The sequence below is a fragment of the Ruania zhangjianzhongii genome (genome assembly GCF_008000995.1).
GTDB lineage: Bacteria > Actinomycetota > Actinomycetes > Actinomycetales > Beutenbergiaceae > Ruania > Ruania zhangjianzhongii.
In genome coordinates this window covers 1581585-1595549 of record NZ_CP042828.1, presented here as the reverse complement: position 1 = coordinate 1595549, position 13965 = coordinate 1581585, and the positions used below count along the sequence as shown (strand labels likewise).

At 68.2% G+C, this 13965-nt stretch carries 13 protein-coding genes; 5 read left to right on the top strand and 8 right to left on the bottom strand.

What is annotated here, in order from left to right; translation table 11 throughout:
* Positions 1–51: 51 nt before the first annotated feature.
* Both ndk and FU260_RS07395 read right to left on the bottom strand, forming a co-directional pair.
* Positions 52–480: a nucleoside-diphosphate kinase gene (gene ndk / locus FU260_RS07400; RefSeq protein WP_147916480.1), complete on the bottom strand. Its 429-nt coding sequence runs from the start codon at positions 478–480 to the stop codon at positions 52–54.
* A complete protein-coding gene (locus FU260_RS07395; protein ID WP_147916479.1) occupies positions 477–1040 on the bottom strand; it encodes a DUF4233 domain-containing protein in 564 nt (187 codons plus the stop codon). The genes ndk and FU260_RS07395 overlap by 4 nt, the downstream gene beginning before the upstream one ends.
* A gap of 196 nt (positions 1041–1236) precedes the next feature.
* Between FU260_RS07395 and FU260_RS07390 the strand changes: the two genes are divergently transcribed.
* The 3 genes from FU260_RS07390 to FU260_RS07380 all read left to right on the top strand — a co-directional run bounded on the left by FU260_RS07390 (position 1237) and on the right by FU260_RS07380 (position 4572).
* A complete protein-coding gene (locus FU260_RS07390; protein WP_147916478.1) occupies positions 1237–2418 on the top strand; it encodes a Gfo/Idh/MocA family protein in 1182 nt (393 codons plus the stop codon).
* A gap of 88 nt (positions 2419–2506) precedes the next feature.
* Positions 2507–3565, top strand: coding sequence for a Gfo/Idh/MocA family protein (locus FU260_RS07385; RefSeq protein WP_268957780.1), 1059 nt, complete (start codon positions 2507–2509; stop codon positions 3563–3565).
* The gene (locus tag FU260_RS07380) at positions 3562–4572 is read left to right on the top strand and encodes a Gfo/Idh/MocA family protein (RefSeq protein WP_147916476.1); all 1011 of its coding nucleotides are present in this window, start codon (positions 3562–3564) and stop codon (positions 4570–4572) included. The genes FU260_RS07385 and FU260_RS07380 overlap by 4 nt, the downstream gene beginning before the upstream one ends.
* A 130-nt stretch (positions 4573–4702) precedes the next feature.
* On the opposite strand, the gene FU260_RS07375 is transcribed toward FU260_RS07380, so the two are convergent.
* The 6 genes from FU260_RS07375 to dhaK all read right to left on the bottom strand — a co-directional run bounded on the left by FU260_RS07375 (position 4703) and on the right by dhaK (position 11881).
* Complete coding sequence (locus tag FU260_RS07375) at positions 4703–6298, bottom strand: HNH endonuclease signature motif containing protein (RefSeq protein ID WP_147916475.1); 1596 nt, start codon at positions 6296–6298, stop codon at positions 4703–4705.
* 474 nt (positions 6299–6772) lie between these two features.
* Entirely contained in the window at positions 6773–8626 is a 1854-nt protein-coding gene (locus FU260_RS07370; RefSeq protein WP_147916474.1) for an MDR family MFS transporter, read from the bottom strand.
* Positions 8627–8731: 105 nt separating this feature from the next.
* The gene (locus FU260_RS07365) at positions 8732–9349 is read right to left on the bottom strand and encodes a TetR/AcrR family transcriptional regulator (RefSeq protein WP_210418218.1); all 618 of its coding nucleotides are present in this window, start codon (positions 9347–9349) and stop codon (positions 8732–8734) included.
* A 101-nt stretch (positions 9350–9450) separates the two neighbouring features.
* Positions 9451–10239: a dihydroxyacetone kinase phosphoryl donor subunit DhaM gene (gene dhaM, locus FU260_RS07360; RefSeq protein ID WP_147916473.1), complete on the bottom strand. Its 789-nt coding sequence runs from the start codon at positions 10237–10239 to the stop codon at positions 9451–9453.
* On the bottom strand, positions 10236–10877 hold the full coding sequence (gene dhaL, locus FU260_RS07355; RefSeq protein ID WP_147916472.1) for a dihydroxyacetone kinase subunit DhaL: 642 nt from the start codon (positions 10875–10877) through the stop codon (positions 10236–10238). The genes dhaM and dhaL overlap by 4 nt, the downstream gene beginning before the upstream one ends.
* Positions 10874–11881: a dihydroxyacetone kinase subunit DhaK gene (gene dhaK / locus FU260_RS07350; RefSeq protein ID WP_147916471.1), complete on the bottom strand. Its 1008-nt coding sequence runs from the start codon at positions 11879–11881 to the stop codon at positions 10874–10876. Before dhaK ends, dhaL begins: the two co-directional genes overlap by 4 nt.
* Positions 11882–12144: 263 nt before the next feature.
* Here dhaK and FU260_RS07345 point away from each other — a divergent pair, with 263 nt between their 5' ends.
* Both FU260_RS07345 and FU260_RS07340 read left to right on the top strand, forming a co-directional pair.
* Entirely contained in the window at positions 12145–12972 is an 828-nt protein-coding gene (locus FU260_RS07345) for an ABC transporter ATP-binding protein (RefSeq protein WP_147916470.1), read from the top strand.
* A complete protein-coding gene (locus FU260_RS07340; RefSeq protein WP_147916469.1) occupies positions 12969–13679 on the top strand; it encodes an ABC transporter permease in 711 nt (236 codons plus the stop codon). Before FU260_RS07345 ends, FU260_RS07340 begins: the two co-directional genes overlap by 4 nt.
* The last annotated feature ends 286 nt before the right edge of the window (positions 13680–13965 follow it).

Here is a 13965-nt window from a genome sequence, read left to right as displayed (position 1 = left end):
CGTGCAGTTCAGCGGTCCGGAAGCCTCAGCGACCGGGGAACCAGCGGAGCCTCAGCGACCGGGGAACCAGAGGCCGATCTCCCGCTCGGCGCTCTCAGTGGAGTCCGAGCCGTGCACCAGGTTCTGCTGCACCTTCAGGCCCCAGTCTCGGCCGAGGTCACCGCGGATGGTCCCGGGCAAGGCGGCGGTGGGATCGGTGGCCCCGGCCAGGGAGCGGAATCCCTCGATCACCCGGTGACCTTCTGCGATCGCCGCCAGCACCGGGCCGGACTTCATAAAGTCCACCAGCGGCGCGTAGAACGGCTTGCCCTCGTGCTCGGCGTAGTGCGCGGCGAGCAGTCCGTCGTCGGCCTGGCGCAGTTCCACCGCACTGAGGGTGTAGCCCTTCGCCTCGACCCGGGCGAGGATCTGGCCGGTGAGGCCGCGCTGGACCCCATCGGGCTTGATCAGGATCAAGGTACGTTCGTTCTCGGCGGTCATCCGTTACCTTCCGTTGCTGCGTGGGTGGTACTGGCACTGGTCTCGCGTTCGGCTCGCTCGCGGTCGATCTTCAGCCCGAGCCAGACGCCGAGCGCCCAGATAATCGCGAACACCCCACCGACCACGAACATGGTCGGTACCAGGAAGCCGCCGAGCAGAAGCAGCATCTGGACGGCGGAGCCGAGCACGATTCCGGCGCGGGTGCGCTGCAGACGTGCGGCAACGGCGCACGCAACCATCCCGACGGCGCCGAGTATGCCCAGCACGGTGGGGTCGGCGACTCGGAGGCTGAACGCCACCAGCAGGGCGAAGAAGACCACGAACACCTCGCTCCACAGCACGGTGCTACCGAACATCGGGCGAGCCGGCCGTTGCCGACGCGGCGTCCGTGCGGGCTCGGTGCCCTGGGTCCGTGGCGGGCCGGTGTCCTCGGCCCGTGGCGTGTCCGTGCCTTCGGTCCGGGCGCTGCCCGCACCAGCGCTCGCCTCGGGTGCCGGACCAGCGCTCGGGCGGTCGCCGGCGACACCGGGACGGCGGGATGCCGCGTGCGGGGTGTTCACCCTGCCAGCCTAATGGTTGCGACACGGCAACCCGGCCCCACGATCGCCTGCACCGCCACGGGTTCGGGGCCTGCCATGATGGCGCCCGGTACGGCGCCGGCGACCCGGACACTCGTGGGGCCGACTAGACATCACCCCGACCGAGAGGTTGCGAGCACACGATGAACGACCCCGACCGAGAGGTTGCGAGCACACGATGAACAGCCCCGACCCGAGTGTGCGGCTGGCGGTCGTGGGCTGTGGTGCGCGAGCCACGATCGCTGCCCACGCGATCGCGGGCCAACGAGCTGTGATTGCCGCCTACGTCGACCCGGTGCCGTCCGCGTCACGCCGGTTGGCGGAGCGGCTCGACGCTCCGGCACCGCACGTCACCTCCGTCACCGAGCTACTTGACTCCGGCACCGCCGTCGACGCTGCTCTGGTGCTCAGCCCGGACGACACACATGCCGCTGTAGCCACAGAGTTGCTCACCCGAGATGTCGCGGTCTACCTGGAGAAGCCGATCACTATCTCCACTGCCGATGCTGATGCGGTCCTGGCCGCAGCCGCGCGCAGGGGTACCAAGCTGTACGTGGGCCACAACATGCGGCACATGTCCGTCGTCCGCACGATGCGCGAGATCATCGCCCGCGGCGAGATCGGCGAGGTGAAGTCGATCTGGTGCCGGCACTTCGTGGGGAACGGCGGCGACTTCTACTTCAAGGACTGGCACGCGGACCGTGCGCGGAGCACAGGCCTGCTGTTGCAGAAGGGCGCGCACGATATCGACGTCATCCACTGGCTGGCCGGTGGCTACACCACCCGCGTGGTGGGTATGGGCGCACTGACGCTGTACGGGGACATCACCGATCGGCGGGACAACTCAGATCGCTCGATGCCGGACTGGTTCGATATGGAGAACTGGCCGCCGTTGAGCCAGCGAGAGGTGAATCCGGTAATCGACGTCGAGGACCTGTCCATGGTGCAGCTGCAACTCGACAACGGAGTGTTCGCCTCCTACCAGCAGTGCCACTACACCCCCGACTACTGGCGCAACTACACGGTGATCGGCACACAGGGGCGGATCGAGAACTTCGGGGACACCGCCGGCGGCGTCATCCGGTTGTGGAACCGTCGCCACACCTATCAGGCTGAGGGCGACCGCGAGTACCCGATCGGTGGCGACCAGGCCGGTCACAGCGACGCCGACCAGGACACGATGACCGAGTTCCTGGATTTCCTCGGTCATGGCGGGGCGACAGTCACCTCCCCGGTGGCGGCCCGACAGGCTGTCGCCACGGCGGTGGCGGCCACCGAGTCGCTCCGAGACTCCTCGACGCCACGTGACGTACCGCCACTCCCCCAGGATGTCGTCGACTACTTCCGTGCTCACCCATGATGGACTGGACGGCACTTCACGAGGTCCGAGCCTGGACCGGGCACGAGACCTGACTCCCACCCCCGGAACGAGACGAGGTTCATCACCCGTGCACCCCACCCCCACCCCACTCCGTGTGGGGCTGATCGGCGCCGGCAGCATCTCGCGGGTGCACGCACCGGCCTGGCGTTCCCTTGGCGCGGACGTCGTCGTCTACTCCCTGCACGGCGCCGACGACCTGGCGCAGGCGCACGGGCTGCGGCCAGTGGCTTCCTTGGTCGAGCTGTGGGAACAGGTAGACGTGGTGGACATCGTCACGCCGACGCACACCCACGCAGACCTTGCCCTGGCGGCGATCGCGCGCGGTAAGCACGTCGTGTGCGAGAAGCCCTTGGCGCGCACCACTGCCGCGGCCGAGGAGGTCGTGGCTGCAGCACGAACGGCAGGGGTGCGGCTCTTCCCTGCGCACGTGGTCCGCTACTTCCCGGCCTACGCACGCGCCCACGCCGCGGTGACGGCCGGAAAGATCGGACGAATCGCCGTCTGCCGGTTCCGGAGGATGAGCGCTGCACCGCGGGCGGACTGGTTCTTCGACGAGGAGACCTCCGGTGGCATCGTGCTGGACCAGATGATCCACGACCTGGACCAGGCGGAGTGGTTTGCGGGTCCGGCGGTAAGCGTCTTTGCGCGCTCGGTGACCCGGACTGATGCTCGCGACGTGCGGGCGGCCAGCGCGACCGTGACCCTGACGCACGCCTCGGGTGCCATCAGCCAGTGCTACGGCGTGTGGGGCCACCCGAAACTGCCGTTCAGCTCATCGTTCGATATCGCTGGCGACAGCGGAGTGCTCCGCCATGATTCCGCTCGCCAGGACGCCACCCGGGTGCATGTGTCCGAGCAGCAGGGCGAGAGTTACCTCCCGCCGGTGGACGTGGCAACCAGTCCCTACACGGCTGAGATCGTGGACTTCGCGGCGGCGATCACCGCCGGCCGCGAGGCTCAGGTGACCGGCACGGAAGGTGCCCGCGCCGTACAGGTGGCCGAGGCGGTCCTGACCTCGATCCGGACCGGCGATGCCATCGAGATTCCGCCATTACCAGCGGGCAGCGGCGGCGGGGACGGCTTGACTGCTGGCGTGGCATTCGCTTCGAAGGAGGAGAACCGATGACCAACCTACGAGTCGGGCTGCTGTCCTTCGCCCACACCCACGCGGCGAGCTACGCACGCTTCCTGGCCCAGGCGCCTGGCGTGGAGGCGGTCGGTACCGATGCCGGCGAACCGGACCCGGGCACGCTGCGTGGGAAGGCGTTCGCCGACCACCACGGCCTGCGTTACCTGCCCGATGTGGCAGCGGTGCTCGCCGAGCGACCGGACGCAGTGGTGGTAGCGGCCGAGAATGCCGACCACCGTGAACTCGTCGAACAGGCGGTGGCTGCGGGGGCCCATGTGCTGTGCGAAAAGCCGCTGGCTACCACCGATGCCGATGCGGATGCGATGGTCCACGCGGCGCGGGAAGCCGGAGTGCTGCTGATGACGGCCTATCCGGTGCGCTTCTCCCCCGAATTCGGCGAGTTGCTCGCGCGGGTGCGGAGCGGCCAGCTGGGGCAGCTCATCTCGGTGCACGGGACGAACAACGGCAAGATGCCGCTGGCCGAACGGTCCTGGTTCACCGACCCGGCGCGCTCCGGTGGTGGTGCGCTGGTGGACCATGTGGTGCACCTGGCAGATCTCCTCGACGAGCTGCTCGGCGAGCCCGCTGCTGAAGTGCACGCGGTGACGAACCAGATCCTGCGTGCCGATGCCGGTCGGGACGTGGAAACCGGTGCTGCGGTGAACATCCGCTATCCGAGCGGAGTGATCGCGCAGATCGACAGTTCTTGGAGTCAGCCGGAGTCGGCACCGACGTGGGGTGGACTCACCCTCGAGGTGCACGGCACCGCCGGCTCGATGCGGATCGACCCGTTCAATTCTCATGTCGCCGGGCACGGCAGCGACGGGGCGCTCTGGGAATCGTTCGGGGCGAACCTCGACTCAGCGATGATCGGCGAATTCCTGGATGCGGTTCGCACCGGGCGCACTCCGCAGCCCGACGGAGAGTCCGGTGCCCGGACGCTCGCCATCGTGACGGCAGCGCAGAGATCGGCGGCTAGCGGTGCGGCCGTGACCGTGGCGTAGCGACGGGCCCAGCGCAGCGTCTACCACGGCGTAGTTTGGGCTGACTGCACAACAACATGCCGATGCGTCGCAGGACGCATACCGTCCTGCGATCACATCGGCATTCATGAGGCGCTCTCGGGTGGTAGGGCTACTCCCGGAGTGGTGGGACCGGCGGGGGTCGGCCTGGAGGCTTGCTGCCCTCCGGCGGCCCAGTGCCCTCCGGCGGCCCAGTGCCCTCTGGCTGTCCGTTCTGGCCTCGCGGCCCGGTCCCCTCCACCGGACCGTCCTGGCCCGGCGGAGGTGTCGCTTTGCGTTGTCGGCCATCGGAGTCGGTGAAGATCCACTCGCTCCGTTTATCCGGCCCGCGGGTGCGCTGGGTGATGGTCAGGTGATGTTGATGGACGTAGGTGTGGTGGTACCAGCACAGCAAAATGGCATTCTCGGTGCTGGTGCGCCCCTGGTGATACCACCAGATGCTGTGGTGGATTTCCCCTTGCCACGGTGGGGAGCTGCAGCCGGGGTACTGGCAGTGCCGGTCCCGAGCCAGAACCGCCCGGGTCTGCCCTGGGGTAAACAAGCGTTGGGTGCGTCCGGAGTCGAGAATCTCCCCCTCGGGGCCGAAGATCACCCGGTGAAACTCCCCGTCGCAGAGGAGTTTGGCGAGTTGGCCGTGCGGAATCGGGGTGCCGTCAGCGAAGGTGGCCGGCGCCACCCCGCGCAGGAATTCGTAGTCGAGCCCGGCCGGGATCACCACACCAGCACAGCCGGCGTCGTTGCCAGCGTCGTTGGGGCCGCCGGGCCCGCTCTGGCCACCAGAGTCGTTGACTAGGGGAACCGGCAGGCCGAACGCGTCTCGGGCGGTAGCCGGTCCCCCTTCAGCCCTGGCTCCGATGGCGGCGAGAAGGGCTGCCAGGGTGGGGTAGTCGACAGTGAGGGCAATATGCGGGCGGATCCTCGCACTGGCTTGGCCCTGCCCGGAATCCAGGTAGGACCGGCAGAGCTGGACGAGCGCGTCCGCCCGACGTTGAGGCAGGGTGCGCTCGTCATCGGCTGCAGGCGTGCCGATGACCGCGCGCAGGGCCTCTTCGAAGACCAGTGCATCCTCGGTGCCCAACCAGCCACGGAGGTCGGCCCCATCCATCACGTGGGAGAGGAACACCTCCGCCCGCGTACCCTCTTCGCGCCAGCCGCGGTCGGCAGACTCAGGGTCGGCCTGAATCGCCCATTCCTTCACCAGCCGGGAGTACAGTTCCACCGGCAACCGGGCCGCCTGGGCGAGCAGGAAGCTCTCTCCCATCTCGGCATCGGCGAGCTGCTCGCGCAGTGCCTGGGTTTTGGTGGCAAACCGGGTCAGTACCTTCACGTGCTCACCACCGATCTGCCCGGCCTGGATCGCCTGACCAGTCAAGGGCAGATGGTCAGCCACCTCGCGGGCTTGGTGCCAGGAGGCCCGGGAGGTGGACTTGCGCCGGTGGGTGTGTGCGCTCCAGAAGACCGGGAAGGACTGATATCCCGACGCCGCCCAGCCCGATCCTGCCGCCAAACCACCCACGGCTGCTGCTTGCAGCCCCTCCATGCCACGCGTGAGCTGTTCGATCCCGGTGGCAACCTGACAGGCCGCTTCATGGCCCAGCTGGGCGAACGGAGCACGAGCGATTGTCTCGAGCTCCGCGCGCACACCCGCTAACCGTTCGGTGATGTGCTCACCCGTGGCTGGAATGCTTGTATCGGTCGTCAACGACATTGTTCTCTGTTCACCTCCCACGCAACCCGCTCGGTCATTGTTCGAATATTTGTTCTGGTACTGCTCCTACTCTAGGTGAGTCCACTGACAATCCCTCTCCAGTCGACATACTGCCAACAAGGCGATGGAGAGAGGACTTCTTCCAAACATGGCTCTCCTGGTGACGGCGGCGCCGACATCCGCGAAAGATCGGTCGAAATCGGCTTCTCCGTATAGTCTGCTCTGACGCGAGCAGCCCGATCACTCGCTCGACGGGGGGCTGTGGAAAACGTGGCAATAGCACGCCCACTCACAAGGCGGGGTGTGGAAACGGCAGCGCAGCTCCTTCAGCACAGCTCCTGGAGTACAGCCAAGCTCGACCGGCCTCGCACCAGTGAGCGTGCATACACAGCCCCAGTACGGCGAGAGCCCGGGGCGTCGCAGGTACGTACATCCCGACACCCCGGGCTCTCCCCGGTCGATCAGCGATTCGGCCTACCGGCCGGCGCCGCCCTCCGACCCGCCCTCTGGAGCAGATCCGGTCCCCGCCTCAGGAGCGGCCTCCACGTGGGCGGTGCCACCACCCGCACGCTCGGTACCACCGCCAGCACGCTCGGCGCCACCGCCAGCGCCAGCGCCAGACACGGCACCAGACCCAGACCCGGACCCGGCCGCGGCCCGCACCTCCTGGTCCGCACCTGCCGTCAGCGCCTCCGCTGCGACCACCACCTCAGCCTCGACTCGCCGCTCCGCAGTGGTCGCGTCGCCGTCAGCAACGGCCTCGCCGCGGGCCACCATCCCGGCAGTGTCGGAAAGCTTCACCTCGCGCATCAGCAGGGCCAGCAGGAAGCCTGCCACCATCAGCGGCACCAAGTACCAGAACGAGGGCGCCAGGGCATCGGCGTAGGAGTCCACGACGATCTGCTTCACCGCATCCGGCATCGCATTGACTGCGTCCGGAGTGAGCGAGTCCACCCCGAGGTCACCGCCGGCACCAGGCGCCACCCCGGCCTGGGTGAATCCGTCGGTGAGATTGTCCACCAACCGCGAGGTGAAGATCGTGCTGAACAGCGCGGTACCGACCGCCGCTCCGATCTCGCGGATGAAGTTGTTCGCGCTGGTCGCCGTCCCGATCTCACGCGGGTCCACCGAATTCTGCACCGCGAGCACGATCGTCTGCATCACCAGACCGAGGCCCGCGCCGAGCACAAAGATCATCGCGGAGAACAGCACCATCGAGATATCCCCGGTGAGCCGGGTGAGCCAGATGAGCCCCGCCGTCGCGATGGCCAAACCGGCGATCGGGAACATCCGGTACCGCCCGATCTTCACGATCGCCATCCCGGAGGCGATCGAGGTAAGCATCACCCCGACCATCATCGGCAGCATCAGCAGCCCCGACTGGGTCACACCGGATCCCGTGGACATCTGCAGGAAGGTGGGCAGGAAGCCGAGCGCGGCGAACATGCTCATCCCGATCACCAGGCCGATCCCACTGGCCAGCGCGAACGTGCGGTTCTTGAACAGGTGCAGCGGTAGCAACGGGTCCGCAGCCCGGGTCTCAGCCAGGATGAACAACCCGATCGCAGCCAGCGTGCCGATCACCATGGCGAGCAGCCCGGGGTCGGACCAGTCGTACCCGGTGTTGCCGGTCCAGGAGGTCCAGCTCGCGGCGAGCACGATGCCCGAGGTGCCCAGGGCGAGCAGGATGATCCCTGGCACATCCAGCTTCTTCGTCGAGCGGTGGCTGGGCAGTTTCAAGGTCTTCCACGCGATCGCGAGCGCGGCCAGGCCGATCGGGATGTTCAGCCAGAAGCACCAGCGCCAGTCCATGTGGTCGGTGAAGAACCCACCGAGCAACGGGCCGAGCACAGCGGAGATCCCGAACAGGGCACCCATCGGCCCCATGTACTTGCCGCGCTCCCGGGCGGGCACGATGTCGGCGATGATCGCCTGGGAGAGGATCATCAGGCCACCGCCCCCCAGCCCCTGGATGGCGCGGAAGAACACCAGCGCTTCGAAGCTGGTGGCGAACCCGGAAGCCGCGGAGGCCAGGGTGAACAGGGCGATGGAGACCAGGAACGGCCAACGACGGCCCCAGAGGTCGCCGAACTTGCCATACAGCGGCATCACGATCGCGACGGCGAGGATGTAGCCGGTGATCAGCCAGCCTTGGTGCTCCACACCGTTGAGCTCGCCGACGATCGTCGGCATCGCAGTGCCGAGGATGGACTGGTCCAGGGAGGCCATGAACATCCCGGCCATCAACGCGGTGAAGATCAACCAGACAGTGCGCTTGGTCAGGACGACCGGAGGCTGTCCTTGCGCGGGCGCGGTTGCTGTGGACATGAAGGTTCCTTCGAGAGAGTTCGCGAGGTGTGGTCAAGGGGGGCTGATACCGCTCAGGCTGCTCGCCGCTCGCGCGGTGCAGGTCGCGTGAGTGGGTCAGCTGGCTCAGCCCGACGGCGGAGGGCCCAGTACCGCGTACAGGTCGCCGTAGGCTGCGTCGATGTAGTCCCGTGGGTGCCCGGCACTACCGGCTTCGTGCCAGAGCGTGGTGGCCCAGCGGGCGATGTGGAAGACGGCCATCGCGATCAGTTCCGGACGCGCGGCGGCCTCGGAGCCTTCGTGCTCGAGCCTGCGGACGATCACGTCCTGCATCTCCGTGCGGATCGCGTCGAACAGCTCCATGTGCCGGGTGTAGAGGGTGGGTTCGGACTTCATCAGCTCGATCGCCGTGCCGATGCGATCCTTGGACGGTCCAGGGAACTGCAGCAGCGCACCAACCAGCGTGCGGGTGTCCGCCGCCAGGTCTCCGGAGGGTCCGCCGGTGGCGTAGACCTCGGCAAGCTCGCGGTCGAAGGTGGTGTGCGCGATACCGAACACCGCATCGAGCTTGGAGTCGAAGTAGTTGAAGAAGGTGCGCACGGAGACACCCACCCGTTCGCAGATCTCCTCGACGGTGACCTGCTCCAGGCCCCTCTCCCGCACCAGTTCGTGGGTAGCGTCGATCAGCGCGTCCCTGCGGGCGCGCTTCTTCCGCTCACGCAGACCCAGCTCATCTTCTTGCACGGTATGAAAGATTACTCGCCATGCAAAAGTGCATCAACTGCAAATTCGACTCTGGGGTGGTGAGGTCGATCACAGAGCAGCCCATCACGCCAGCAGCGCCGTCACTCTTCGCCGAAGCCCGCCTCCACATCGGCTTCCAGCAGCGCCATCGCCTCAACCGCCTGCGGACCGCTGGCCCGCACCTGGATCTCCGCTCCCCCGGTGAGCCCTAGCCCCATCAACGCCAACACGCTCGCGGCATCCACACCGTTCACCCTCACCTCGGCGTCGAACTCGCTCATCTTCCGCGCCAACTGGGCCGCGGGCCGGGCGTGGAGACCGAGCGCGTTGCGCAGCACCAGCGTGCACTCCAGCCCGCCCTCGTCAGCAGCCTCAGTACCCTCGTCAGCCCCAGCAGCCCCGGAACGCTCACCAACTGCAGTGCCGCCACCGGCGGCACCCTCACCAGCTTCCACCTCGCCCGGGTGAGCCTGCCGACCCGCCCGGGCTGCGCCGTCGCCGGCAAAACTGGATACCGCATCCTCAGCGGCCGCACGCACCACTGCGGCGTCCCCGCCACCCTGAGCGGCCACCGCCGCGGCAACAGCACCCTCCACGAACGGGGCGTCGGCCAGCTGCAGCCGGTCATCCTCGCGCAGCTCGAGCACCGACTCCGCAGTCAGCGCCGCCGACCCGAGATCGGTGAGCAGCACGACGGCGTCGACTCCCTCGTCCAGCAGGCCCGTCACCGCCTGGTCGACCAGGTCATAACTGGTGCCAATCCTGCCGTCCTCCGTACCGCCGGCGGGCCGGATCAGCACGTCCGGTGCCATTTGCTCGGCCACTTCGGCGACTCCGGCCGCCAGCTGCGCCGAGTGCGAAACCAGCAGCACCGCCGTCGGCTTGCTCATCCTGCCCCCGCAGCGGCGTCTGCCGCGGCCCGCAGCAGAAGCGCACTGGACTGCGCGCCCGGGTCCCGGTGCCCGGCCGAACGCTCACCCAGATAGGAGGCCCGGCCCTTGCGCGCCACGAACGGCTCAGTGGCAGCAGCGCCCTGCTCCGCGGCATCGGCGGCAGCAGTCAACGCTGCACCCGCACTACCCCCGGCGGCAGCGACCTCCCGTGCCGCAGCCGCGGCCGGAGACCACGCATCCACCATCGTCTTGTCACCGAGCTCAGCCTTGCCGCGGGCGACGATCCCACCCAGCGCCGCATCAAGCACGTCGGCCACACCCGCCGCATCCAGGCTCTGGGACTGGGCCACCTTGGCGGCGCGCAGATAGGCGGTGCCGTACAGCGGCCCAGCGGCCCCGCCCACTGTGGACATCAGGGTCTTTGCCACCAGCGCGAACACCTCGCCCACTGTGCTGGTCTCAGCGTCGGCCAGCTTGCCGAGCACCGCGGTATAGCCGCGGTCCAGGTTCTCGCCGTGGTCCCCGTCGCCGATCGCGCGGTCGAGATCGATCAGCGCTACCCGGTTCTCCGCCACGACGGCGGCACTCGCCTTGACCCAGTCTCTCGCCCAGGTCACGTCTACTTCGGTGTTCATGCTCCCCACCGTAGGGCCGGAGTGACCACGGGTGCGTCGTACAGGCCGAGCAGCTCCTCGTCCAGGCGGAGCACCGTGACCGAGGCACCCTGCATCTCCAGGGAGGTGACGTAGTTGCCCACCAGCGAACGCTCCACGGTGGCGCCCCGCGCCTCCAGCATCGCGCGGGCGTGGCCGTACACGATGTAGAGCTCGGAGAGCGGAGTGCCGCCCATCCCGTTGACCAGCAGCAGCAGCCGGTCACCGCCGGTCACGCCCAGATCCTCGGCAACGGCCTCGGTGAGCCGACCGCTGATCTCGTCAGCGCTCGCTGCCGGGATCCGCTCCCGACCAGGCTCACCGTGGATGCCGATGCCGATCTCGATCTCATCGTCGGCCAGGTCGAAGGACGGCTTGCCAGCGTGCGGCACGGTGCACGCGGTCAGGGCCACGCCCATCGAACGCACACCCGCGTTCACCCGGGTGGCGATCTCGTGCACCGTGTCCAGATCGTCACCGCGCTCGGCCGCGGCACCGGCGATCTTCTCCACCAGCACAGTGCCGGCCACTCCCCGCCGCCCGGCGGTGTAGAGCGAGTCCTGCACGGCGACGTCATCGTTGACCACGACGGACTTGACCATGATGTCGTCCAGCTCGGCGAGCTCGGCGGCGGTCTCGAAGTTGAGGACGTCTCCGGTGTAGTTCTTCACGATGTGCAGCACACCGGCGCCACCATCGGCCGCCTGGGTGGCCGCCTGGATCGGGTCCGGGGTGGGTGAGGTGAACATCGCGCCCGGCACAGCAGCATCCAGCATGCCGGTGCCGACGAATCCGGCATGCAACGGTTCGTGCCCGCTACCGCCCCCGCTGACCAGGCCCACCTTGCCGGCCACCGCACCGCCGGCACGGGAGACGAACAGCGTCTCCGGGTCTTCGCTGGACTGGACCAGATCGGCGTGTGCGGCCACGAAGCCGGCCACGCTCTCGGCCACCACCTGATGGGGGTCGTTGATCAACTTCTTCATGACTGCTCCTTCGCACGCGCCGCCCGACTGGCGGGCAGGAAAACCACCGTGGGGTTCCTACTGTGGACCTCCCTCACGGGGCTGGCCAGTGGCGAGGTCGAACAGTCCCATTGAACCGCGACTGGGGCTCCTGTGCTCGTCTGTTCGCGCTCTCGGGTGTGCGAACGGGGCCTGGCGCCCGGGTGCGATGTCGGACCCTCACGTTAGGCTCGAACAATGTTGCGTCAACAGGCGGTCGGGCTCGGCACCGAGGCCGCACGGTCGTGATCGAGTTCGATCGCGTCAGCAAGCACTTCCCGGACGGCACCGAGGCCGTGCGGGAGTTCAGCCTGGTCATCCCGTCCCGCACGATCACCGTGTTGGTCGGCTCCTCCGGTTCCGGCAAGACAACCCTGCTGCGGATGATCAACCGGATGGTCGATCCCACCGCCGGTGCGATCCGGATCGACGACGAGGACGTGGCCGCGCTGAACCCGGTCACGCTGCGCCGGCGCATCGGTTACGTGCTGCAGGGCGGTGGGCTGCTGCCGCACCGGCGGGTGCTGGACAACATCGTCACCGTGCCGCGGCTGAACGGCGCCGGGAAGAAGGAGTCCGAGACCCGTGGCCTGGAGCTGATGGACACCGTCGGCCTGGACCGCGCGCTGGCGCGCCGTTACCCCGGGCAGCTCTCCGGCGGTCAGCAGCAACGGGTCGGCGTAGCTCGGGCGCTGGCAGTGGACCCGAACATTCTGCTGATGGACGAGCCGTTCGGTGCCGTGGACCCGATCGTGCGCTCGGACCTGCAGAACGAGCTGCTCCGGCTGCAGTCCAGCCTGGACAAGACGGTCGTGTTCGTCACCCACGACATCGAGGAGGCGTTCATCCTCGGTGACCAGGTGGTGATCCTCAAACCGGGCGGGGTGGTCGCACAGAAGGGCACACCCGCGGATATCCTCGCCGCCCCGGCGGACGACTTCGTGGCCTCGTTCATCGGCGCCGAGCGGGGCCAGCGGGCGTTGCGGATCGAAGATCATGACGGCACCCAGGTGGTGGTGGACGGTCGCGGCCGGCCCGCCGGTGTGCTGGCGGAGAGGGCCGCCGGACAGTGACCTGGCTCGCCGCCAACTGGGCCGACGTGTGGGATCTGAGCGTCCGGCACCTGTGGTTGAGCGTGCGCCCGATCGTGATCGGCTTCCTGCTCGCCGTGCCGCTCGGTCTGGCTGCATGGCGCTACACCTGGCTTCGCGGCGGCCTGCTCAGCGTGATCGGCCTGCTGTACACGATCCCGTCCCTTGCGCTGTTCGTGCTCCTTCCGCCGGTGATCGGGATCAGTGTGCTGGCCGATGCGAACCTGATCATCGCGCTGAGCATCTACGCCGTCGCGCTGATGACCCGATTCGCCGCGGACGCGTTCGCCTCGGTGGACGAGTCCGTGCGCCGCTCTGCGGTGGCCGTCGGCTACTCACCGTGGCGGCGGTTCTGGGCGGTGGACCTGCCGCTGGCCGGCCCGGCGCTGCTCGCCGGGTTGCGGGTGGTGACGGTGAGCACGGTGAGCCTGGTCACGGTGGGGATCCTGGTCGGCATCGACTCCCTCGGACTGCTGTTCACCGATGGACTGCAGCGCGGCATCATGGCCGAGATCGCCACCGGGATCGTGATGACCGTGGTCATCGCGCTCGTCCTGGATCTGCTGCTGGCCCTCGGTGGGCGGCTGCTGATGCCGTGGGCGCGGCGTCCACCACGGCGACGACGATCGGGCACCTCTGCCTCCGCCGTCGCCTCCGTTGGTGGTGCCGCAGGCGAGGGGGTCCGCTGATGGATCTGTTCCGCGAGGCGCTCGCCTGGCTGTTCGCCCCCGAGCAGCAGACCGGACCGGACGCCGTCCTCACCCGCTTGGGTGAGCACCTGCTGTACACGGTGATCGCGGTGGTGGTCTCCGCCGTCATCGCGATCCCGATCGGCTATGCGATCGGCCATACCGGCCGGGGCAAGCAGCTCGCCGTGGCGCTGTCCGGTGCCGCGCGGGCGCTTCCTTCGCTCGGGTTACTGACCATCCTCACCTTGTTGGTCGGGGTCGGGGGACGCTGTACTGGCTGCGACCG